Below are 22,195 nucleotides of genomic sequence, written 5' to 3'. Positions count from 1 at the left end.
CATTGTAAGAGCGGATACCTCACTGGCACCACTCACCACAGGTCGGGATTCAAAACGACGAATCCCGCCACTAAGGGCGGGATTCGTTTGCGGCCTTGCACGTTCCCGAAGATCGGGAATCAGGTGCTTAGGACGGGAACAGTTCGGACAGTTTCATCGCCAGCATCATATCGCCTTCAGCGCGCAGTTTGCCGCCCATGAACGCTTGCATGCCGTCAGTCGAACCGTCGACGATGCCTTCCAGGGTTTCGCCGTCCATCACCAGGGTCACCTGGGCGTCCGGGTTCTCGCCTTCCTGCAGTTCGCAGGTGCTGTTCTTGACGATCAGCGAGAAGTTCTTGGTGTCGTCGATGCGGAAACCGAAGACCAGGTCCAGACCGGCAGCAGCGGCTGGGTTGAACTTGGCTTTCATTGCTTGTACGGCATCAGCTACGGAGGTCATGGTTCGATCCTTTCTTGGGTAATAAGAGCTGGGTGATTACAGCCAGGGTCACAATAGTCCGGACTCAGCGAAACGTGATGAGTTCCGGGGCCTTCAATAGTTGCAGGTGCGCATGACTGTTGAAGGAAGCCAGGGACACCTCGCGACCACGAAACTTAAGTTGGTTGAGCGAGGTGTTGACGATTTGCCAGTTCAATTCAAAGGCCTGCCGGGCAGGCATTTGCGTAATCAGGTGGAGCAGGGCAGTGATGGTGCCGCCGGACGTGAACACGGCGATTTTCTGGGTGTTGTCGGCCTGGTCGAGGATGCGGTGCAAGCCGGCCTGAACCCGCTCGACAAACCCCAGCCAGCTTTCCAGGCCCGGTGTGTCATAGGTGCCGCAAAGCCAGCGCTCGATGATCAGGGCGAAGATACGCTGGAACTCACCACGGTTTTGCGCGGCGTTGCGCAAGATGTGCAGTGCTTCAGGTTCGTCCGGCAGCATCGCCGGCAACAGCGCGCGGATCACCGCATCGGCGTCGAACTCATTGAAGGCGGAGTCGGTTTCCAGGAGTGGCACCGGCAGGCCCACTGCGGCGAATTGTTCAAGCGCACTGTTGGCCGTGTGCTGCTGGCGGCGCAGGTCCCCCGCCAGGCAGCGGTCGAAACTGATCCCGAGTTCGGCCAGGTGCCGGCCAAGGATTTCAGCCTGACGAATGCCGATAGGCGACAGGACGTCGTAGTCGTCTGCACCAAAGGAGGCCTGGCCATGTCGAATCAAATAGATGCTGCCCACGTCCGCGTCATCCCGGTACGTTGAAGGTTTGGCGAGGTTATGAGGATGACGGTGTGCTGTCAATGAAAAAACATACGCTTGTTTGAAATGCCCATTACAGGCCTGGTGCCAGAGGTTTCACGGCTGGTCGCAAGGTCGGCGCATGGGTATGCTGGAGGTATCCCGCGCGCGTTCAAGCCGCGCATCGTTTGAGGAGTCCCCGTGGAGTTTTTTTCCGAGTACGCCATTTTTCTGGCCAAGACCGTGACCCTGGTGATCGCCATTCTGGTGGTCCTGGCCAGTTTTGCGGCCTTGCGCAGCAAGGGACGGCGCAAGTCGTCCGGCCAGTTGCAGGTCAGCAAACTCAATGATTTCTACAAAGGGCTGCGCGAACGCCTGGAGCAAACCTTGCTCGACAAGGACCAGCTCAAGGCCCTGCGCAAGACCCAGGCTAAAACCGAAAAGAAACAGAAGAAAAAACCCGAGGCCAAACCCCGTGTGTTCGTGCTGGACTTCAACGGCGATATCAAGGCTTCGGCCACCGAAAGCCTTCGTCACGAAATCACTGCCTTGCTGACCCTCGCCACACCGAAGGACGAAGTGGTGCTGCGTCTGGAAAGCGGCGGCGGCATGGTTCACAGCTACGGCCTGGCTTCCTCGCAACTGGCGCGTATCCGCGAAGCCGGCGTGCCCTTGACCGTGTGCATCGACAAGGTCGCGGCCAGCGGCGGCTACATGATGGCGTGTATTGGCCAGAAGATCATCAGCGCACCCTTCGCGATCCTCGGCTCGATTGGCGTGGTGGCGCAGTTGCCCAACGTCAATCGCTTGCTGAAAAAGCACGACATCGACTTCGAAGTGCTGACCGCCGGTGAATACAAACGCACCCTGACCGTGTTTGGTGAAAACACCGAGAAGGGTCGGGAGAAGTTCCAGCAAGACCTGGACATCACCCATCAACTGTTCAAGAACTTCGTGTCGCGCTATCGCCCGCAACTGGCAATCGATGAAGTGGCCACCGGCGAAATCTGGCTCGGCGTCGCGGCGCTGGACAAACACCTGGTCGACGAACTCAAGACCAGCGACGAGTACCTCGCCGAACGCGCCAGGCAGTCCGAGCTTTATCACCTGCACTATTCCGAGCGCAAAAGCCTGCCAGAGCGCATCGGCATGGCCGCCAGCGGCTCGGTCGATCGCGTGCTGCTGAGCTGGTGGAGCCGTTTGACCCAGCAACGCTTCTGGTAATTGTGCGTTCAATCGGTTAAACGCTATTGTCCGCTTTTGTACCGTGAACGATTAAAAGGCCTTGAACGATGCCATGCAGGTAATGTTCAAGGTCTTTTTTATGGAGACTAAAACCTTAAGGGGGCTGGTGTTTATCCGTTGCTCAGTGCTGCCATGTTATTTTTGGCGTTCGGACTAGATTGCGATGGACATACCAACCCAGGATTCTGCCATTATCGCCATAAGTGGCCGTCGCTTTGATCAGCGAATCGATGTCGGCAAAGCGAATTTCATTCAAAGCGCTGATCATTCCTTTTCTCAGATAAACACTATCGCCATCAATCGATATTGGAAACGCCACAAGCCTTGTCGAAAAAGGATCAAACTGAAACTGGAATTGATATAGGCGGTCGAGCATAAACATCCCGGGTTCATTGAGTTGTTCTTGTAATGTAGTCGGGAGATCAGGATATGAAGACCATGGCAGCTCGATGCTGTCCATCATGCCAGGAACCTGTTTAAAACCATTTGACTCCAAAGCATCAAGCAGGCTCTCGAGGCTCTTGAAACGAACATGGTCAATGTTTGGCCATTCTTCGTGTTCAATATAGATAAAAGTGTTGTCAGTCTTGATGGGGGTGTAGCCAATATCGCCATTGGTATCGCAGTATAAAATGGCGAGATAACTAAGGTGTTCTTCTTTCCAAAGTGTTTTGAATGCGGAGTTGCGGGCTTCATCGGGAACATACATCGTGCAAAGTCCTTTTGCGGTTAGTTGGGGGGCAAACTCTATCGCGAAAAACCAAAAAGTATTGCGCGGAATTTATTGCTGGAGTTTTCAAGTTAATATTGCGACGTTAGTTGTCTGGCCGGTCAGCCAGTTTGAGTTGTGTCCCGCTTTTTTGCCTGCAAATACTTGCCCGGTGTCCTCCACGGCTCGGCGAAATCTCTGTAGGCAGCAGGTGACCGTTCCTGCTTTCGGCAACGCGGCAGCTGGTTATGTTGGTGTTCCAAAAATATTTGCCATGGAATGCACATGAATGACCATCAGACACCGCTTCATCCCGAACCTGAACCGTTGCGCGAAACACTGAAATCTGTGGTGGGCGCGGCTTTACCGCAGTCTCCCGAGCAATTCGGTGCGCAGTTGATCAAGGAAAAATGGGGGCAAGACATCGACCCGCAAACCGCCCTGTTGGTCACCCTGGACTACCGCTACCGCGGGCACCCGCCGCAAGACGGTATCGAGCAAGGTCAGGTGGCAAACACGCAATCGTTGGTGCAGGCATTGCTGGCGAACTACCAGACCGTCGGTGACGGGCGTTTCGCCGAAAGCGCATTTGGCTTGTACACACCACCCGATGTCGGTCCGTCTATTCGCATCGTGGAGCATGTCGATGAATTCGCCGACCACGGCAATGGCAATCACCATACCTACGAAGGCATCTATCGCCAGACCACGCCTCAGGTGTATGGACCGGCAACGCAAATTGCCCTCAGGCCAGCGGGGTTCAAACAGTGGGTATGGGAACTGGATTTGCAAACCCGCTATCAGGCATACCTTGATCGTGCCTGGCCCTCGGATAAGCGAATCGTCCAGGCGGAGCCTTACGACCTGAGGACCTCGGCCAAGGCCGCCTTTATCATGAGCGCCTGCCTGCAACACCAGGAGGGCAGTTTGAGCCAGGAGGGCCTGGCCCTGGCCATGCAGGCCGCCGGATTGCCAGCGGAGCAGACCTGGAGTGCGTTGAGCATCGACCAGGTACAGGCGCCCACTCGCGTCAGCGCGCCGATCGAGGTCGGTCGGCTGACGATCTATCGCTACACATCGGACGATATCTGGTGTTATCGCCACCGTCACAGTGGCAGGGTCTTGCTGAATATTCCCGGCAACTCCTCACCCTTGCATGAGTTCGCCGACTTCCGGTACCTGCGCCAATGGATCGTGGCCCAAGGCAGGGTGGACGCTGCGCGGCAAGCGCTGGTCGCGCACTTTGTCGAGGATGATCGTGAAGACGGCACCTTCCATGCAGGTGTGTTGACGGCTTTAGAGGGCATGGCGGTTTACCCGAAGGAACACTGGCTGAAAAAGAACGCGGGGTTCTTCAACAACGACGGTTTCTGGGACCCGCAGGATTACATCGACCTCGAGCGTCCGCCGACCGATACCGATCCGTTCGCGCAACTGGTGCTGACCATGAAGCAGGCCTCCATGGCCAGTGTCAAAACCATCCGCAGTGATGCCCAAGTCAATCGCGACAACCTCAGCGCGGTGGTGGAGCCGCTCGTGCAGTGGATCAACCGGCTGGGGCCATTGGCATTGTTCATTCCGGGAGGTGAGGGTGTCCTGGTGCTGGCCGGCCTGATCGACGCCGGTTACGGCCTCGATCAGGCTGTCAACGGTAAAACACCGGAACAGCGCTCCGAGGGCGTGACGCGTACGGTGTTCGGCTTGCTCAATGCTCTTCCGTTGGCCGGGGCGGTAGCGGCACTCAAGGGCGAAGAAAAAATAGCCGGGACGCTGCACGAGCCCGGGGAATCCGGGAGCGAACCGCATCCCGAAACGCCGGTTGAGCCCACGTCCGGATCGGCTCCGGCGCCCGTGTCGACACGTGTGGAGCTGATGCGTGGCGTTTGCGCGCCGCTTGCTGCCTTCAGTGATGAGGTATTGGCGCAGATCGCCCGGGTCAGTGCGGTCGACGACGATATGCTGCGCCTGATGCAGGCGGGCCGCCCGCCGACGCCGATGCTTGCCGACACCATCACACGCTTCAAGCTCGATCAGGAGCTCGAAACTGTCGGCGATCCGCAAACACGGGCCGGATTGTTCAACGCCCGCTATCAGGCGCTCCAGCACTCGGACCTGGAATGGGTTCGCCTGTTTCAGCGCGAATACCCCGGTTTGCCGAAAAGCGCCGTGGAGCAAATCCTCGACCGTTCGGGCGTTGACATCAATCGGCCCGTCGAGGCTGACGAGGCGCTGCAACTGTTCAAGCGCCTGGACAGCAAGTCGCGGGAGTATCAGCAACATGTACGACTCAACCGGGCTTATGAAGGCCTGTACCTGCGTTCGGTCGTTCATCCTGAAACCGATGTCCTGGCGCTGCATTCCCTGCCACGCCTGCCCGGTTGGCCAAAAGGCTTGCGCATCGACGTGCTCGACAGGTCAATCAGTGGCCGTGTTCTGGACCGCTGCGGTCCGCTCGACTCCACGAATTGTCGGCGTTTGATCAAGACAGGTGAGCGCTATCGGTATTCCACGGTGGCAGCTACCGACGGCGAGGGTTCGGATCTGTTTACGGCGCTGGTCGAACTATTGTCCGGGGAGGAACGTGCAGCGATGTCGTTGCGCACGCCGGACGCGGCCAGCGAGTTACGGATGCGCATTGGCGGGCACGCCTTGTCCCGTTCAGAGCTGATGCTCGGCCTGAATCGAGTGGATTCGCGGTTGCCCTTCGAAGCCCGGGGATTGCGCGGCGGCGGCTTTCCGAATACGCCACAGGCCGCAGCGCTGACCCACGGAGTCATGCGTCTGCAGGTCAAGGATCTGTATCCGGACTTCACCGATGCCCAGGCGGATGAGTTGCTGGTTAACGCGGGTGCCGGGGCTCAGGCACTGGTGGATCGCCTGATTGCGCAGATACAGCAGTTGCATGCCGATCTGCGTCAGTGGATCGACCAGTCCGTGCTGGATGTCGATGACATGGACGTCGATTTTCTGGCCGTGGACGATGATGATGCCGCGGGCATGAGTCCCGAGCAGGTGGCGGCGCACAATGTCGAATTGCTGCAAACCGTGATCGATTACGAGCGTGAAACACGAACCGAACTGGGCGATGAACTGATGAGCATCTGGCAAAAATGCCCGCCCCAGATCGATAGAGTGATGTCTGGTGAGGAGTTCTGCGGGTACAGGCTGGATCTGGGTTTCGAGGACTACCATCGGTTGCCGACGATGAATGTGCGCTTCAATGAGGTCGTCGAGCTATCGATGCAGGGCCTGCACCTGGTCGAGCGCGAGAGCCTGAGCGTTTTTCTCGAAAGTTTTCCGAACCTGCGCTCCTTGAACCTGGAGCGTGTCGACCTGCGTCGGCTCAACGCAGACGGCGTGCTGGAAGGTGTGTTGCCTCGACCGATTCGGCAAATGACCCGTCTCACAACGCTCAATCTGAGCTCCACTTTGCTGCAGCTTCAGGAGAACACGGCTGCACAGTTTGGTGATCTGTTGAGCTTGCAAACGCTGGATCTGAGTGACAACCCGTTGACCGTCCCGCCCGTTGTTCTGGGGCTCAACGAGTTGCGTGTGTTGAACCTGAGAAACACCGGAATCAGCCATTGCCCGATTGGCATCGCCGATCAGCCGTACCTCGCCTCGCTCGATTTGCGAGGCAACCGTATCGCCCGGGTTCCCTACGCGATTCTGAATCAGGCGGTCTCCCGGGACCGGGTGAAACTGTGGGGTAATCCGTTGACGGATGAAGATACGTTGTTACGTCTGGTCGAGCATCGCGAGCGTACCGGCATCAATTTGTGGTTGGGCGAACCGGGTGCCGATTATGGTAGCGCGACGCCCTGGCTGGAGGCGGGCGACGAAAGCCTGCGCGAGGCGCGGCAACAGATCTGGCAACGATTGGCCGTCAAGCCTTCGGGCAGTACGTTGCTGAGGATCATGGATGGATTGAGCCTTACGGCGGATTTCCAGGTGGGCTATCGGTCGCTGCAGGCACGGGTGTGGCGCTTGCTCCACGAGGCGGATACGTCAGAAGAGTTGTGGGGTTGGTTGCGGCAGTGTGTCGAAACGCGGATGGCCGATGCGGACAATCCGTTCAGGTTGTTCGTGGTGCTGGAAGATCGAGTCCGGCTGTACCGCGACTGGGTCGCCATGGGGCGGCCGATTCCGCTGGTGGATCATCCGGTGTTTTAGCGCGTAGGGTAAAACGCCTTGAACCCCGGACCGGGGTTCAAGGCGTGACGGTCAGCGACGACGGAACAGCGGCAGCGGTTCGTCGGTAGCGGCCTGGTAGGTCACCGAGAAGTCCTTGAGGCCTTCAAGGGCTTCGTGCGGGTCTTTGTCGGCGCGAATGGCGAACGCGTCGAAACCACAGCGATGCATGTAGAACAACTGGTCACGCAGCACGTCGCCAATGGCCCGCAATTCGCCCTTGAAACCGTAACGGTCACGCAGCAGGCGGGCGTTGGAGTAGTTGCGGCCATCGGTGAATGCCGGAAAGTTCAAGGCGATGACCTGGAACTGCGCCACGTCTTCACCGATTTCCTCGGCCTCTTCATCGGCGTCCAGCCAGATGCCCAGGCCGCCGTCGCGGGCCAGGAGCATACGGCTGTGTTCGCGCCACAGCTGCAACGGCACGATGAGGTCGTCGCAGTTGCTGATCTCGTCGATGTTGAAGTCCTTGGGCAGCAGGTGCCAGGTCTCGTCAACGACCTCGTTGTTCTTAATGATTCGCTGCATAGACACGCTCCTTGAAGAGGTCGATACCAATACGCTGATAGGTGTCGATGAAGCGTTCGTCTTCGGTACGTTGTTCGATGTACACGTCGATCAGCTTTTCGATCACGTCAGGCATGGCTTCCTGGGCAAAGGACGGGCCGAGGATCTTGCCCAGGCTGGCGTCACGGCTGGCGCTGCCGCCGAGGGAAACCTGATAGAACTCTTCGCCTTTCTTGTCCACCCCGAGGATGCCGATGTGGCCGACGTGGTGGTGACCACAGGCGTTCATGCAACCGGAGATGTTCAGGTCCAGTTCGCCGATGTCGAACAGGTAGTCCAGGTCATCGAAGCGACGCTGGATCGATTCGGCGATCGGGATCGACTTGGCGTTGGCCAGGGAGCAGAAGTCACCACCCGGGCAGCAGATGATGTCGGTCAGCAGGCCGATGTTCGGCGTGGCGAAGCCTTGCTCGCGCAACTCGCCCCACATGGCGAACAGTTTGTCCTGCTCGACGTCGGCCAGGATGATGTTCTGCTCGTGGGAGGTGCGCAGTTGACCGAAGCTGTAGCGGTCGGCCAGGTCGGCCACGGCGTCGAGCTGTTTGTCGGTGATGTCGCCCGGTGCAACGCCGGTCGGCTTCAGGGACAAGGTCACGGCCACGTAACCCGGCTTCTTGTGGGCCAGGGTGTTGCGCACGCGCCAACGGGCGAAGCCCGGGTGCTGCTGGTCGAGCTCGGCCAGGGCGGCGGGCTGGTTTTCCAGGGCCTTGTAGTCGGGGTCGACGAAGTGCTTGGCGACGCGCTGCACTTCGGCTTCGGTCAATGTGGTCTGGCCACCGCGAAGGTGTTCCATTTCCGCATCGACTTTTTGCGCGAAGACTTCAGGCGTCAGCGCTTTCACCAGGATCTTGATCCGCGCCTTGTACTTGTTGTCGCGACGGCCATAGCGGTTGTAGACCCGCAGGATGGCGTCGAGGTAGCTCAACAGGTCTTGCCACGGCAGGAATTCATTGATGAAGGCGCCCACCACCGGCGTACGGCCCAGGCCGCCACCGACCAGCACGCGGAAGCCCAGTTCTCCAGCAGCGTTGTGCACCGGTTCAAGGCCAATGTCGTGGACTTCGATGGCGGCGCGGTCGGAGGTCGAACCGTTGACGGCGATCTTGAATTTGCGCGGCAGGTAGGCGAATTCCGGGTGGAACGTGGTCCACTGGCGGACGATCTCGCACCATGGGCGCGGGTCGATCAGTTCGTCGAAGGCGACACCGGCGAACTGGTCGGTGGTGACGTTGCGCAGGCAGTTGCCGCTGGTCTGGATCGCGTGCATCTGCACGGTCGCCAGTTCAGCCAGGATGTCCGGAATGTCTTCCACGGCCGGCCAGTTGAACTGCACGTTCTGCCGGGTACTGATGTGGGCGTAGCCCTTGTCGTAGTCGCGGGCAATTTTGGCCATCATTCGCATCTGGCGCGAAGTCAGTTGGCCGTAAGGCACGGCGACTCGCAACATCGGTGCAAAACGCTGGATATAAAGACCATTTTGCAGGCGCAGGGGGCGGAATTCTTCTTCGCTCAGCTCGCCTGCCAGATAGCGTCGGGTCTGATCACGGAACTGCTTGACGCGGTCCTCGATGATCCGCTGATCGTATTCGTCGTATACGTACATATAAGTCCTGTTCTCAGGCTTGGGCCGGTCGGAAACAGCGGCGTTTTTTGGCTTGCTGGCGTCCGATAAAACCTCGGCAATTCTGCGCGCACGGCCGCGCACTCCCTACGGAGCCGGGGCACGATACCAGTTTGCAGTTATGCGTAAAAGTGATGTTTGAGCATATGTAAAGAACCAAATCGCCTAATGAGAATCGTTGTTGCAAAGACCCTGTTTGTGATGCGGGCAATCGTCGTCTTTACTCTGCTCGAGTCTTTATGCAATCACCGATAAAACCGACAAGAGGCGATGCAATGAGCAACCCAACCAAAGCACGGAAAAGCGATAGCACCGTTGATGCATGGGCAATTTTGTTCCTGATCATTCTGGTCGTGGGGACGGCGGTATTCTGGGTCAGTCATCAGTAAGTGACCCCGTCCGGGCCCGGTTCCGACGATTGTCTGACAAAAACCGGAAAAATCGCCGTTTTACGGACGTTCGCTGGCTATAATGCGCAGCGAATTTCCGGGGGCTCGGACGACCAATGTTGACGTTTTTGTGTGGCGTATTACTGACGCTTGGCTTGGTCGTGGGACCTTGTGCCCAAGCGGCGTCAGTACTGTTCCTGAACCCGGGAACCCCCACGGAAGCTTTTTGGGTGAGTTACTCGCAGTTCATGCAGGCCGCGGCGACTGACCTGGGGATGGACTTGCGCATCCAGTATTCCGACCGCGTCTCCGAAAACACCATTCGCCAGGCTCGTGAAGCCCTTCAGGGATACCATCGTCCCGACTACCTGATCTTCGTCAACGAACAATACATCGCGCCCGAAATCCTGCGGCTGGCCAAAGGCAGTGGTGTGAAGCTGTTCATGGTTAACAACGCCTTGACCCCGGATCAGATGAAACTGATCGACGCCCGACCTGACAAGTATCCCGATTTGCTCGGCAGCCTGGTGCCCAATGACGAGGAGGGCGGCTACCTGATGCTCAAGGAACTGATCCGACAGCACGGCCCGGTGGCCCCCGGCCAGACCATCGATTTGCTGGCCTTTTCCGGTTTGAAGATCACCCCGTCCTCGCAGTTTCGCGAAAAAGGCATGCGGCGCGCCTTGGCCGAGCACCCGGAAGTGCGTTTGCGGCAGTTGGTGTACGGCGGCTGGACCCGGCAACGCGCCTACGAGCAGGCCCGGTTGTTGTTCAAACGCTACCCGCAGACGTCGCTGGTCTGGGCCGCGAATGACGAAATGGCGTTCGGTGTGATGCAGGCGTATGTCGAAGCTGGAGGTGTGCCAGGCCAAGGCGTATTGTTCGGCGCGATCAACAATTCACCCGCGGCGTTGCAGGCACTGCTGGACCGTCGCCTGAGTGTGTTGCTGGGCGGGCACTTCAGCCTCGGTGGCTGGGCGCTGGTGCAATTGCATGACTACGATGAAGGCGTGGACATCAGCCAGTACGGCGGCCGTGACCGACAGATTCCGTTGTTGCAGCTGATCGATCGGACACAGGCCAAGCGACTGCTGGCGATGGGCAGCGCGCAGGATTTCGGCGTGGATTTCCGTAAACTCTCGGCCAAGGGACGTCCCGCGTCCTGGCGTTATCCGTTCACCCTGCAAACCCTGATGCACTGAGTCGCATCAAACCCCGGCCAGAAGCAGCACCAGCTTGACGACGCCGAACAGTGTCAATGCGAACACCACCGTGAACACAATCCCCAGAATCACGAAATGACTCGGCTTGCCGTGAGTGAAATCACGGGCCCGGTTCTTCCCGCTTTGCACCCCGAACGCCGCCGCCATGACGCTGTGCAGCATTTGCCAGAAGGATGGCGGCTTGTTGTCGGCCGGATCGTCCATAAATCTCTCGTCTTGAAAGTAGGTCTTCAGAGCATAGTCAATGCGGCGGTGATTGTTGTAGCGGACTCGTCCGGGAGTGACGCAGTTGGTAACCAGTCTTCGTCGGTGCGATAACTATTTACCGCCGTTGCGGTCCGCCGAACTGGTGTTCTGTCGATCCACTTTCAAGGAGAGACAGTATGTCCACTCATCCGCTGGCTTCGCCCACCGTGGCGAAGACTTCCCGCATGCCGTTACCCCCTAAGTACCGGGCTCCCGGATACAGCAGCATTCATCGAGAGTTGCTTGAGCAACTGACTCCCGATTGGCTGGTCAATGCCACGCCAGCAAGACGGGCTGCCATCAAGAACACCGGCACGCTCCCCCCGGACTGGTATCAGCGAGTGTCAACCGGGCAACAGCTGGTCCTGGGGCACAGTTTCAAAGCCAGTTTTTCTGCGCAGGCCCGATTGGACAAGACGATGTCGATGCTCCAGGAGGCCGAGGCCTTTGCCGAGCCGATACTCAGCAAGGCTCTGAAGGAACGGTACGGTATCGAGGTCGACGTCAATAAAACCCTGGTGTGCCTGAGGCGCCCTCTGGAAGTCAGCGACTTTGAAATAGAAATAGCCTCGTTCGAGGTACTGAAGCTTTCATTGCTGCAGGCCGCGCTGCATAACTTCGAAGCGTCCGAATGTGAGGAAGGTGCCTTTCACCGCGGATCCGGGTTTGTTGTCGAGACATCGATCCCGGGTACGTTCCAGATCACTGCCCTCGACATGACGGTCACGCAGTTCCTGTCACTGTGCCGTCAACTGGACATCGGGGCGCAGTATCAAACCCATGTGAAGGCGTTTTTCCATCCCGTGGAGGCGCAGAAGGAAACGACACTTCGCCAGCAATTCATTGCCAGTCAGAAAGCGGCCATGCGGGCGGCCGCCGAACTGGCCTTGCTGAAAAAGGATATCGAGCCCGAAGACTACACAATGATCCTCTCGGTCATTGCCGGCGAAGTTCATCCCAGGCTGGGTAACAAACCGGTCTGGTTTCGCGACTTGACCTTGATGAAGCGTCGGATGACCGGTTGCGTCGTGTTCAGCATCAGTGAGCAATACCGCTACACCAGTGAATTCATCGTTTACATTCCCCATGACCCGGAGCATCCACTCAAGCGCTACACGAGCGAGCAGATGCGCGAGGAATTCAAGCGGCAGTTCACCGCCCGGGGCGTATCGCCCGCCAGTGGTGACGGGCCGACGTCCCACCAGCGTTTCTTCAGCCAGTTCGTGGCTTACGCCGACCGCCCTTATTACTTCAGCCAGTTCACCCGCAGGGCCAGCGATTCTCCGGTTGATCCGTTGCATTCGTTCTGGATAAAGGTCGCTCAGTATGTGCCCCCGCTTTCTAGCGTTGCCCGCATCAAAGAGTTGCCTCCAGAGCGTTCAGGCAGGCGTGAGCCGGTCGAAGACCCTTATCTCAATCCATTCGGGACCGTTCGCGAAGGGGTGGCCGGCATCTGGTCCGGCAACACCGATCTGTGGACTTATCTCTATGAACAAAACCGGGCAAAAGTCATTGCTGACGCGCGCAGTCATGCCGTGCCCACGGCTGACGTCGATGCAACGGTACGGGCAGAAAAGCTTAATCATCTGCTGGAAATCGGCATGCTGGGGTTGAACATGGTGTCGATGTTCGTGCCGGTGCTGGGCGAGATCATGCTGACTGTGATGGCCGGTCAACTGCTGTACGAATCGTTCGAGGGCGCGATCGAGTGGAGTGAGGGCGATCGCATTGCAGCCAAGGCGCACCTGGTCGATGTGGCGGAGAACCTGGCGCTGATCGCGGCGATGGCCGGTGCCGGCATGGTGCTGGGCAAGATGGCGCCGGTTGCACCGGAACCCGTGGTCGAAGGGCTGGACACCATCAAGCGCCCCGATGGAGCGACGCGGCTGTGGAAATCCGACTTGAAGGCCTATGAGAGCGACGTTGAGCTGGGCTATGACACCGCCCCCAATGCCCTGGGACAGCATCGTGCAAACGGCAAGACGTACATCCGCCAGGCGGGCAAGGTGTATGAGACCACCTTTGATTCATCGCTGAAAAAATGGCGGATCAAGCATCCGACCGATGCCGGGGCCTGGCAGCCGATTCTCGAACACAACGGCCACGGTGCCTGGCGCCATACGCTGGAGCGTCCCCTGGAGTGGGACCGCCTGACACTGTTGCGGCGCATGGGCCATTCGACCGAAGCCCTGACTGACGAGCAGCTGCTCACTATCGCCGATGCCAGCGGTACCAGTGACAATGCCCTGCGCAAGATGCACCTCGATCACCTGCCTCCGCCTCCGGGGCTGGCTGAGTTGTTGCCGGCGTTCGAGGATGGTCCGGGGAACACCGAGGCGGGCAAGGGACCGTTGGCGATGCTGCGGCGAGCTTGTCCGGGGCTGAGTGAGTCCGCTGCCAACAGGGTGTTGCTGGATGCCAATGCCGAGGAACTGGAACGGTGGCAAACGACGCGGCGGATACCCTTGAGCATGCTGGAAGAGGGTCGTTGGTATGCACAGCAAGGGCGCGTCAATCGCGCTTTTGCCGGGCTGCGTCAGGAGCGTATGGTCTCGATGGACAGCCAGTGGCTCGCACTGCATTGCCTGGAAAAACTGCCGGGCTGGTCCGATGGCGTGCGCCTGGAAGTCCGCGACGGTCACATCGAGGGGCCGCTGATCGATGGCATTGGCAGTGAGACGGCCGGCACGCGCAAATATGTGGTCAAGAAAGGGCCGGCCTATCAGGCGTTCGATGAGCGTGGTGAGGAGCTCAACGGCATTCCCCGAAATGAAGATAATTTTTACCCGTCGATCATGCACGCCTTGCCCGATGCGGCGCGTCAGGCGCTGGGTGTTCCGCATGTGGCTCAGGGCAGCCAGTTGCGCAGGGCAATCATTGACTATGCCACCGCCCATCGTGCCGAACTGGCACAACGCCTGGAGAGTCGCACTGGCAAGCATGCGAAGTTCAAGCCTCCGGTTCGGGTAAACGAACGATTGCTCGGGTACTACGCCAGCGGTCGCGGGCAAGGGGTCAACCCTTCGCTGGCGACCCGGGTTCGGGATGTCTATCCGGCGCTGACCGAACAGCAGGCCAACGGATTTGTCCTGGCGCAGTTGCGTGCGGGAAAAACCGATGCGCAGATTTACGGTTTGTTGCAGGCCCGCCTGCGGGAATGGGAGACGCTTGAGTCGACGCTCGATCATTGGGTTGGCGAGCCGACATCGAGTTCTGTGTTGGAGCACTTGCTGGGCGGCAAGGCCTCGGTCGCGCAGAGCCTCAAGCAAAGCTGGCGCAACTCGCCGCTGGCCGCAGAGCACTCGCGCTTCACGTTGCTGGACCTGACCTGTGATGAAGCACTTCCTTCGTTGTCGGCAGATTTCTCGCATGTGCGTGATCTGTATGTCCGCGGTCGGTGCATCACTGACGCCAATGCCGATGCCCTGTTGGGCAATTTCCCCAGGTTGAAAAGACTGCGGATCAACGCCACGGGCAACCAGTTCAGCAATGTGCCCGAGGCCATAGGCACGATGCCGGATCTCACCGATCTGAGCCTGTATTCGGCCGCGCCCTATGCCGTCGATATGCCGTCGAGGCTGAGCAGATTGACCAGGCTTGAGGAACTCAACATTTACTGTTCGGGATTCGCGTCGATCGATCTGGATGTCAGCCAATTGCGCAATCTGCGCCAGCTGGATGTGCTTGCACCTTCGTTGTTTGAATGGCCCGCCGGGGTTCTCGAACTGCCGCGACTTGAGCGATTGAACCTCAAGGGCACCGGGATCAGAACCTTGCCTGACGGCATTTTCAACGGGCATGAAAAGCTTTGGTCAGGACTGTCGCTGGACTGGTCGAATGTCCTTCGTGAAAATTTCAGGCCAGCGTATGAATACGCCAAACGGCAATCCCCACACCTTGTTGATCTCGAGGAAATGGTCAGGGATTACAGCAAGGGTGAGTTGAGACGCCTTGGGGAGGGCTCCAACGAGAATCACGAGGCGTTGTTCACTCAGTTTGTCGAGCAATGGCAGGATGCCGAGGCGAGGTACGGGGCGATCGAAGCCTTGAGTGAGCAATACCATGTGCTCAACCGCAACCTCAACGACTGGACCCATCGCGCGCGGCCCATGCCAATGGCGATCAATGAGGTGGTGGGCCGGACAATCGTGGGCAACTCCGTGAGAGCCAGTTGGCGTAACGGTGTTTTCAAACGCTACGGCGCTACCGCCGACGCCTCGGTGCTCGATTTGTCGAATCTGGCGCTCAGTGACCTTCCCGAGCTTGCGGCCGGCGCTTTCCCGCAAGTGCAAACACTGTATTTGAGGGGGAGCAAAGCGCCTGCAGAACAGATTCGCGGTTTCATCAGCAGGTTTACCGAACTTCAAACACTCGACTTGCGGGGTTGCGGCTTGACCGAAATCCCCATCGGCCCCAACGATCTCGGTAAATTGACTCAGCTGGATCTCTCCAGTAACGGGATTGTTGTCGATTCAGGGATTCAGCAAGGTCTCGATGGAGTGCGGACGCTCGAGTATCTGGACTTGAGCAGCAACCCCCTCAACACCCTGGACGTCAGTGCAATGTCTCACCTCAAGGCTTTGAATCTGCGTTCGACGGAACTGCGGGAGTGGCCGGCAGGTGTGCAAGACCTACCCGAATTGACCTGGCTGGATTTGCGTGACAGCAAAGTTTCCGAATTACCGGTGGCGGTGCTTGAAAGTGAGGTGTTGCTGAAAACCAATCTCGTCGGTGCGCCCTTGACTCCGCAAGCTGCCGAAATGCTAAAAGCTGCCTGGCAGAAAATTGAAGTGGCCAAGGGGCTGCCAGAAGGTGTCCTGGAACTGTTTGCCCGGGAGCCGGTGCCACTTGCCTTCCCGCCGTCCGAGAGCGGCTTTTCGATCGCACGGCATTTGTTAATGCTACCGGAAGTCCCGACGGGAGAAGGGCCCGGGGTCCTGACGTTGCGCCTGCAACGGTTGAAACCGTCGCTTGCCGATGAGCAAGCCTCGCAAGTGCTGGAACAGATGCGTCAGCGTGGGGTAACCGATGTGCAAATCGGTGAGCGCCTTGCCGGATGGGAACAGACCTTTGACGCGCTTACACGCCAGTTGAATGGCTGGCTGTTTACCCGTGGAGCTCACGGCACGGGCTGGATGACGTCGTCCAGCATTCGCAGATTGGGTGCCATGCGCATCCTGGAGTGCTGGCGCGAGGGGCTGATCGGTGCGAACGGTGTTACGGATGCCGTGCTGAATCTCAATGGCCTGCAACTGGGCGATTTGCCGGAGCTGCCGGCAACGTTCGAGCATGTCGGCACGTTGAACCTGACGAGCGTAAAACTGACCCGGCAAGGTTCCGATGGATTCCTCAATGCCTTTACACGGTTGAAAATCCTTGAACTCAACGGTAATGGGCTGGACGCAATTCCCGAGCCGGTCCGGCACATGGATACGCTCGAGCGACTGGAACTGTCTTCGAACCGGTTGGACGATGCCGAACACGTGTCTGCCTCATTGAGTAATCTGGAGCGTCTTAAGTGGCTTGATCTGGGTTACAACGAACTGGATACCTTCGATATTGACGTTTTCGAGGAGCTGGTGACGCTCGACCTGCGCAACAACAGTCTGACGCAATGGCCGGGCGGTGTGCTGGATGCCGCCCATCTCAGAGTCCTGAATCTGAGTGGCAACTACATCACATCGGTTCCGGCGCAGGCTCTGGATGGCAATCACAACGTACTGATGATCGGCATCGATCTGAGCGACAACAACCTGGCGCTAGAGAGTCTTGAGCGCTTGAGGGATTACCGTGACAGCGGGGCACGCGACACCGTGCTGGGGCTCTCGCGCTCTGAACTGGACGAGTTACTGGATGACGCTCACGACGAGGGCGACAGTGACAGCATTGAGTCGGATGAAGAACTTCCTGACGCTGAGCCGGATTCCGCGCAAAAGGCCCCTTGGTTAGCCAATGCGCCCCCGGAGGAACTGGCCGGTAAAAACCAAATCTGGGATCAGCTGGCGGCCGAGCCGGACAATGCTGCGTTCTTTCATTTGCTCTCGCGCTTGCAGGACACCCGGGAGTTTCGGGTGGCCAATGCCGACCTGACTCGACGGGTCTGGACAGTGATGGAAGCCGCGGCCAGCAACAGTGAATTGCGGGAAGTCCTGTTCGCCAGTTCGACGACCCATGGCACCTGTGTCGATGGGCGAATCCTCACGTTCAGCGGGCTGGAAAGCAAAGTGTTCACCCACAACGCCTTGCTCGACATACCGCCCGGGCGCCTTAGTGTGAAAGGCGAAGCACTGCTGAAACTGTCCAGGCAGCTATTTCGACTGGACAAGGTCGATGAACTGGCAACCAGAGCCGCGGCTCATACCGGTGAGGATGAGGCCGAGGTGCGCCTGGGCTACCGAATCGGCCTGACGGAGGGTTGGGATGACGGATTGATCCTGCCAGGTCAGCCGAAACACATGACGTATGCCTCGGGCGTCACACGGCAACAACTGGCGGACGCGCGCGTGGAAATCGTCAATGCGGAGCGGTCCGACGGGTTTTTCGAAGACTTGATCCAACGTGACTACTGGGTGAGTTATCTCAAGGAGAAATACCCTGAAGTCTTTCGGGCACTCGATGAAATGGAGAGTCAGGGAGGAGGAGATGACGGTGTTGATAACGCCGACGATGCGGCATTCATGAGTCAGCTTTTCGAGTTGGCGGCGGCGCGCAACGCGAAGATGATCGAGTTGTCCCGCAAGGAGGTCTCGGAACTGGCAGGTGAAGAACCGCAACCAGGGACATCGGCCTTGAACAGCTAAATCAGCCGCTGGACAACTAATGTGGGAGCGAGCTTGCTCGCGATAGCGGTCTATCAGTCAACATTAATGTTGAATGTTACTCCGTCATCGTCGGAACGCCGCCCGGAGCAAGCTCGCTCCCACAGTGGGTCACTCAGTTGTCGTAACCCAGGTTCGGCGCCAGCCAGCGTTCGGTTACGCTCAACTCCTGGCCTTTACGCGAGGTGTAGCTCTGCACCTGGTCCTTGTCGATCTTGCCCACAGCGAAGTACTGCGCCTGCGGGTGCGCGAAGTACCAGCCGCTGACCGCTGCCGCCGGGAACATCGCGTAGTGCTCGGTGAGGAACACGCCGCTGCGGCCGGCGCGCATTTCCTGGGCCTCTGGATCGAGCAGGGCGAACAGCTGGGCTTTCTCGGTGTGGTCCGGGCAGGCCGGGTAGCCCGGTGCTGGACGGATGCCGGTGTATTGCTCCTTGATCAACGCCTCGTTATCCAGCACTTCATCCTTGGCATAACCCCAGTAGTCTTTACGCACCTGCTGGTGCAGCCACTCGGCGCAAGCCTCGGCCAGGCGGTCGGCCAGGGCCTTGACCATGATCGAGTTGTAGTCGTCGCCGGCGTCCTGATAGGCCTTGGCCACTTCTTCGGCGCCGATCCCCGCGGTGGTGATGAAACCACCCACGTAGTCAGTCACTTCACTGTTTTTCGGCGCGACGAAGTCGGCCAGGGAGAAGTTCGGCTTGCCGTCGGTCTTGATGATCTGCTGGCGCAAATGATGCAGCTTGGCCATTGGCTTGCCGTCATCGCCATAGAGCTCGATGTCATCGTCATGCACCTGGTTGGCCGGCCAGAAACCGAACACTGCGCGGGCGCTGATCAGCTTTTCGTCGATCAATTTGCGCAGCATTTCCCTTGCATCGTTGTACAGCGAGGTGGCCGCTTCGCCGACCACTTCGTCCTGGAGGATGCGCGGGAACTTGCCGGCCAGGTCCCAGGATATGAAAAACGGCGTCCAGTCGATGTACTCGGCCAGAACGTCGAGGTCGATGTTGTCCAGTACCCGCGTGCCGGTGAAAGTCGGTTTGACCGGCGTGTAGGTCGCCCAGTCGAATTGCGGCTTCTTGGCGATGGCCGCGCCATAGCTCAGGCGCTCGGTGCGGGCGCTGCGGTTGGCGGTGCGCTCGCGAACCTCGATGTAGTCCTGGCGGGTTTTCTCGACGAAACCGGCCTTGAGCTCCTTGGACAGCAACTGCGTCGCCACGCCCACGGCGCGGGAGGCGTCGGTGACATAGATCACCGCGTCGTTGCTGTACTTGGGTTCGATCTTCACCGCCGTGTGCGCCTTGGAGGTGGTGGCGCCACCGATCATCAACGGCAGATGGAAGTCCTGGCGCTGCATTTCGCGGGCAACGTGGACCATCTCATCCAGCGATGGGGTGATCAGGCCGGACAGGCCGATGATGTCGCACTTCTGTTCCTTGGCCACTTGCAGAATTTTTTCCGCCGGCACCATCACGCCGAGGTCGACGATGTCATAGCCGTTGCAGCCCAGCACGACGCCAACGATGTTCTTGCCGATGTCGTGCACGTCGCCTTTCACGGTCGCCATCAGGATCTTGCCCTTGGCTTGCGGCTTGTCGCCTTTTTCCAGTTCGATGAACGGGATCAAGTGGGCCACGGCCTGTTTCATGACACGGGCGGATTTCACCACTTGAGGCAGGAACATTTTGCCGGCGCCGAACAGGTCGCCGACGATGTTCATGCCGGCCATCAGCGGGCCTTCGATCACTTCGATCGGGCGAGCGAAGGACTGGCGCGACTCTTCGGTGTCTTCGACGATGTGGGTGGTGATGCCCTTGACCAGTGCGTGCTCCAGGCGCTTGTTGACGTCCCAGTTGCGCCACTCTTCGGTCTCGGCTTCCTTGACGCTGCCGTCGCCCTTGTACTTGTCGGCGATGGCGAGGAGGGCGTCGGTGCCTTCCGGGGTGCGGTTGAGGATCACGTCTTCGACGGCGTCGCGCAGTTCCGCCGGGATCTGGTCGTAGATCTCCAGTTGCCCGGCGTTGACGATACCCATGGTCAGGCCGTTGCGGATCGCGTACAGCAGGAACACCGAGTGAATCGCCTCGCGCACCGGGTTGTTGCCACGGAACGAGAACGACACGTTGGACACGCCACCGGAGGTCAGCGCATACGGCAGTTCGTCACGGATGTAGGCACAGGCATTGATGAAATCGACGGCGTAGTTGTTGTGTTCTTCGATACCGGTGGCGACGGCAAAGATGTTCGGATCGAAGATGATGTCTTCCGGCGGGAAGTCCACTTCGTTGACCAGAATGTCGTAGGAACGTTTGCAGATTTCCTTCTTGCGCGCTTCGGTGTCGGCCTGGCCGGCTTCGTCGAAAGCCATCACTACCACGGCGGCGCCGTAGCGCTTGCACAGTTTGGCGTGATGGATGAACTGCTCGACGCCTTCTTTCATGCTGATCGAGTTGACGATGCCCTTGCCCTGGATGCACTTGAGGCCGGCTTCGATCACTTCCCACTTGGAGGAGTCGATCATGATCGGTACGCGAGAGATGTCCGGTTCGCCGGCAATCAGATTGAGGAAGGTCACCATGGCCTTCTTCGAATCGAGCATCCCTTCGTCCATGTTGATGTCGATCACCTGGGCGCCGGCTTCGACCTGCTGCAGGGCGACTTCCAGGGCTTCGGTGTAGTTGTCTTCACGGATCAGGCGGGCGAATTTGGCGGAGCCAGTGATGTTGGTCCGCTCGCCGACGTTGACGAACAGCGAGTTGCGATCGATGGTGAACGGCTCAAGGCCCGAGAGGCGGCAAGCCTTCGGGATGTCCGGAATCTCGCGCGGCGCATAACCGGCCACGGCCTTGGCGATGGCCTCGATGTGGCCCGGCGTGGTGCCGCAGCAGCCGCCGACGATGTTGAGGAAGCCGCTCTGGGCGAATTCTTCGATGACCTTGGCGGTTTCCGATGGCAGTTCGTCGTACTCGCCGAATTCGTTCGGCAGGCCGGCGTTCGGGTGCGCGGAAACGTGGGTGTTGGCCTTGTTCGACAGCTCTTCGAGGTACGGGCGCAATTCGCGGGCGCCGAGGGCGCAGTTCAGGCCGACGGAAATCGGCTTGGCGTGGGCCACGGAGTTCCAGAACGCTTCGGTGGTCTGGCCCGACAGGGTACGGCCCGAGGCATCGGTGATGGTGCCGGAAATCATGATCGGCAGTTCGATGCCCAGTTCTTCGAACACGCCTTGTACGGCGAAGATCGCGGCCTTGGCGTTCAGGGTGTCGAAAATGGTTTCGATCAGGATCAGGTCGGCGCCGCCTTCGATCAGGCCTTTGGTGGACTCGGTGTAGTTTTCCACCAGCTCATCGAAGGTCACGTTGCGGTAGCCGGGGTTGTTCACGTCCGGGGACAACGAGCAGGTGCGACTTGTAGGACCGAGCACGCCGGCGACGAAGCGTGGTCGGTCCGGGGTTTCCAGGGTCTTGGCGTCAGCGACCTTGCGCGCCAGGCGTGCGCCTTCTACGTTTAACTCGTACGCCAGGCCCTGCATGCCATAGTCAGCCAGGGAAATCTGGGTGGCGTTGAAGGTGTTGGTTTCCAGAATGTCGGCGCCGGCGTCCAGGTAGGCTTTTTCAATGCCGCCAATCACGTCCGGGCGAGTCAGTACCAACAGGTCGTTGTTGCCTTTGACATCGCTTGGCCAATCAGCGAAGCGTTTGCCACGGTAATCCTGCTCTTCGAGCTTGTAGCTCTGGATCATCGTGCCCATACCGCCATCGAGAATCAGGATGCGCTCTTTGAGGGCGTGCTTGAGAGCTTGAAGGCGAACGCTGCGATCGGACATTTGGACTACTCGGTAAGACCATGACGAAGGGCCGGGATGATAGCAAACCTGTGCGCTTTTAGAGCATGACTCGGTTTTGCATGAATATCGTTCATGTTGGGAGGGATGACAGACCGGTAGAATCGCGGCGTTTTTTTCAGGAT

Annotated in this window: 12 protein-coding genes; 5 read left to right on the top strand and 7 right to left on the bottom strand. The window is 58.9% G+C overall.

The annotated features are described in order from the left end of the window. Nucleotides 1–127: 127 nt before the first annotated feature. Both AC1D1M_RS01230 and AC1D1M_RS01225 read right to left on the bottom strand, forming a co-directional pair. Complete coding sequence (locus tag AC1D1M_RS01230; RefSeq protein WP_007976511.1) at nt 128–442, bottom strand: SCP2 sterol-binding domain-containing protein; 315 nt, start codon at nt 440–442, stop codon at nt 128–130. A 64-nt stretch (nt 443–506) separates the two neighbouring features. Continuing rightward, nucleotides 507–1,217 carry a histidine phosphatase family protein gene (locus AC1D1M_RS01225; protein ID WP_477774156.1) on the bottom strand — a complete coding sequence of 237 codons (711 nt, stop codon included), beginning with the start codon at nt 1,215–1,217 and terminating at the stop codon, nt 507–509. Nucleotides 1,218–1,418: 201 nt separating this feature from the next. On the opposite strand from AC1D1M_RS01225, the gene sohB reads away from it, so the two are divergent. Beyond that, nucleotides 1,419–2,441, top strand: coding sequence for a protease SohB (gene sohB, locus AC1D1M_RS01220; RefSeq protein WP_477774155.1), 1,023 nt, complete (start codon nt 1,419–1,421; stop codon nt 2,439–2,441). A 142-nt stretch (nt 2,442–2,583) separates the two neighbouring features. Here the strand turns inward: sohB and AC1D1M_RS01215 are convergent, their stop codons facing one another. Next, the gene (locus AC1D1M_RS01215) at nt 2,584–3,171 is read right to left on the bottom strand and encodes a hypothetical protein (RefSeq protein ID WP_477774154.1); all 588 of its coding nucleotides are present in this window, start codon (nt 3,169–3,171) and stop codon (nt 2,584–2,586) included. Nucleotide 3,172: 1 nt separating this feature from the next. On the opposite strand from AC1D1M_RS01215, the gene AC1D1M_RS01210 reads away from it, so the two are divergent. After that, nucleotides 3,173–3,460 (top strand): hypothetical protein, encoded by a 288-nt coding sequence (locus tag AC1D1M_RS01210; RefSeq protein WP_477774153.1) that lies wholly within the window; start codon nt 3,173–3,175, stop codon nt 3,458–3,460. Beyond that, nucleotides 3,457–7,344, top strand: a complete 3,888-nt coding sequence (locus tag AC1D1M_RS01205; protein WP_477774152.1) for a dermonecrotic toxin domain-containing protein — start codon at nt 3,457–3,459, stop codon at nt 7,342–7,344. Before AC1D1M_RS01210 ends, AC1D1M_RS01205 begins: the two co-directional genes overlap by 4 nt. Before the next feature lie 51 nt (nt 7,345–7,395). Here AC1D1M_RS01205 and AC1D1M_RS01200 read toward each other — a convergent pair whose 3' ends face one another. Together AC1D1M_RS01200 and AC1D1M_RS01195 are read right to left on the bottom strand one after the other, a co-directional pair. After that, nucleotides 7,396–7,890, bottom strand: a complete 495-nt coding sequence (locus AC1D1M_RS01200) for a DUF934 domain-containing protein (RefSeq protein WP_223464402.1) — start codon at nt 7,888–7,890, stop codon at nt 7,396–7,398. Beyond that, a complete protein-coding gene (locus tag AC1D1M_RS01195) occupies nt 7,874–9,532 on the bottom strand; it encodes a nitrite/sulfite reductase (RefSeq protein ID WP_477774151.1) in 1,659 nt (552 codons plus the stop codon). Before AC1D1M_RS01195 ends, AC1D1M_RS01200 begins: the two co-directional genes overlap by 17 nt. Before the next feature lie 523 nt (nt 9,533–10,055). Here AC1D1M_RS01195 and AC1D1M_RS01190 point away from each other — a divergent pair. Further along, the gene (locus tag AC1D1M_RS01190; protein WP_477774150.1) at nt 10,056–11,141 is read left to right on the top strand and encodes an ABC transporter substrate-binding protein; all 1,086 of its coding nucleotides are present in this window, start codon (nt 10,056–10,058) and stop codon (nt 11,139–11,141) included. A gap of 6 nt (nt 11,142–11,147) precedes the next feature. On the opposite strand, the gene AC1D1M_RS01185 is transcribed toward AC1D1M_RS01190, so the two are convergent. After that, complete coding sequence (locus tag AC1D1M_RS01185; RefSeq protein ID WP_477774149.1) at nt 11,148–11,366, bottom strand: DUF2970 domain-containing protein; 219 nt, start codon at nt 11,364–11,366, stop codon at nt 11,148–11,150. A gap of 179 nt (nt 11,367–11,545) precedes the next feature. Between AC1D1M_RS01185 and AC1D1M_RS01180 the strand changes: the two genes are divergently transcribed. Continuing rightward, the gene (locus AC1D1M_RS01180; protein ID WP_477774148.1) at nt 11,546–18,208 is read left to right on the top strand and encodes an NEL-type E3 ubiquitin ligase domain-containing protein; all 6,663 of its coding nucleotides are present in this window, start codon (nt 11,546–11,548) and stop codon (nt 18,206–18,208) included. Nucleotides 18,209–18,341: 133 nt separating this feature from the next. Here AC1D1M_RS01180 and metH read toward each other — a convergent pair whose 3' ends face one another. Continuing rightward, nucleotides 18,342–22,052: a methionine synthase gene (metH, locus tag AC1D1M_RS01175; protein WP_477774147.1), complete on the bottom strand. Its 3,711-nt coding sequence runs from the start codon at nt 22,050–22,052 to the stop codon at nt 18,342–18,344. Between the last annotated feature and the right edge of the window lie 143 nt (nt 22,053–22,195).

The organism is Pseudomonas sp. P1_F7, from assembly GCF_056405655.1.
Note: the sequence above shows the minus strand (reverse complement) of the source record. Positions and strands in the feature narration are given on the sequence as shown.

Coding starts and splice junctions, on each gene's coding strand:
- AC1D1M_RS01230 (WP_007976511.1), bottom strand. CDS start 442: ATGACCTCCGTAGCTGATGCCGTACAAGCAATGAAAGCCAAGTTCAAC.
- AC1D1M_RS01215 (WP_477774154.1), bottom strand. CDS start 3,171: ATGTATGTTCCCGATGAAGCCCGCAACTCCGCATTCAAAACACTTTGG.
- AC1D1M_RS01205 (WP_477774152.1), top strand. CDS start 3,457: ATGAATGACCATCAGACACCGCTTCATCCCGAACCTGAACCGTTGCGC.
- AC1D1M_RS01200 (WP_223464402.1), bottom strand. CDS start 7,890: ATGCAGCGAATCATTAAGAACAACGAGGTCGTTGACGAGACCTGGCAC.
- AC1D1M_RS01195 (WP_477774151.1), bottom strand. CDS start 9,532: ATGTACGTATACGACGAATACGATCAGCGGATCATCGAGGACCGCGTC.
- AC1D1M_RS01190 (WP_477774150.1), top strand. CDS start 10,056: ATGTTGACGTTTTTGTGTGGCGTATTACTGACGCTTGGCTTGGTCGTG.
- AC1D1M_RS01185 (WP_477774149.1), bottom strand. CDS start 11,366: ATGGACGATCCGGCCGACAACAAGCCGCCATCCTTCTGGCAAATGCTG.
- AC1D1M_RS01180 (WP_477774148.1), top strand. CDS start 11,546: ATGTCCACTCATCCGCTGGCTTCGCCCACCGTGGCGAAGACTTCCCGC.
- metH (WP_477774147.1), bottom strand. CDS start 22,052: ATGTCCGATCGCAGCGTTCGCCTTCAAGCTCTCAAGCACGCCCTCAAA.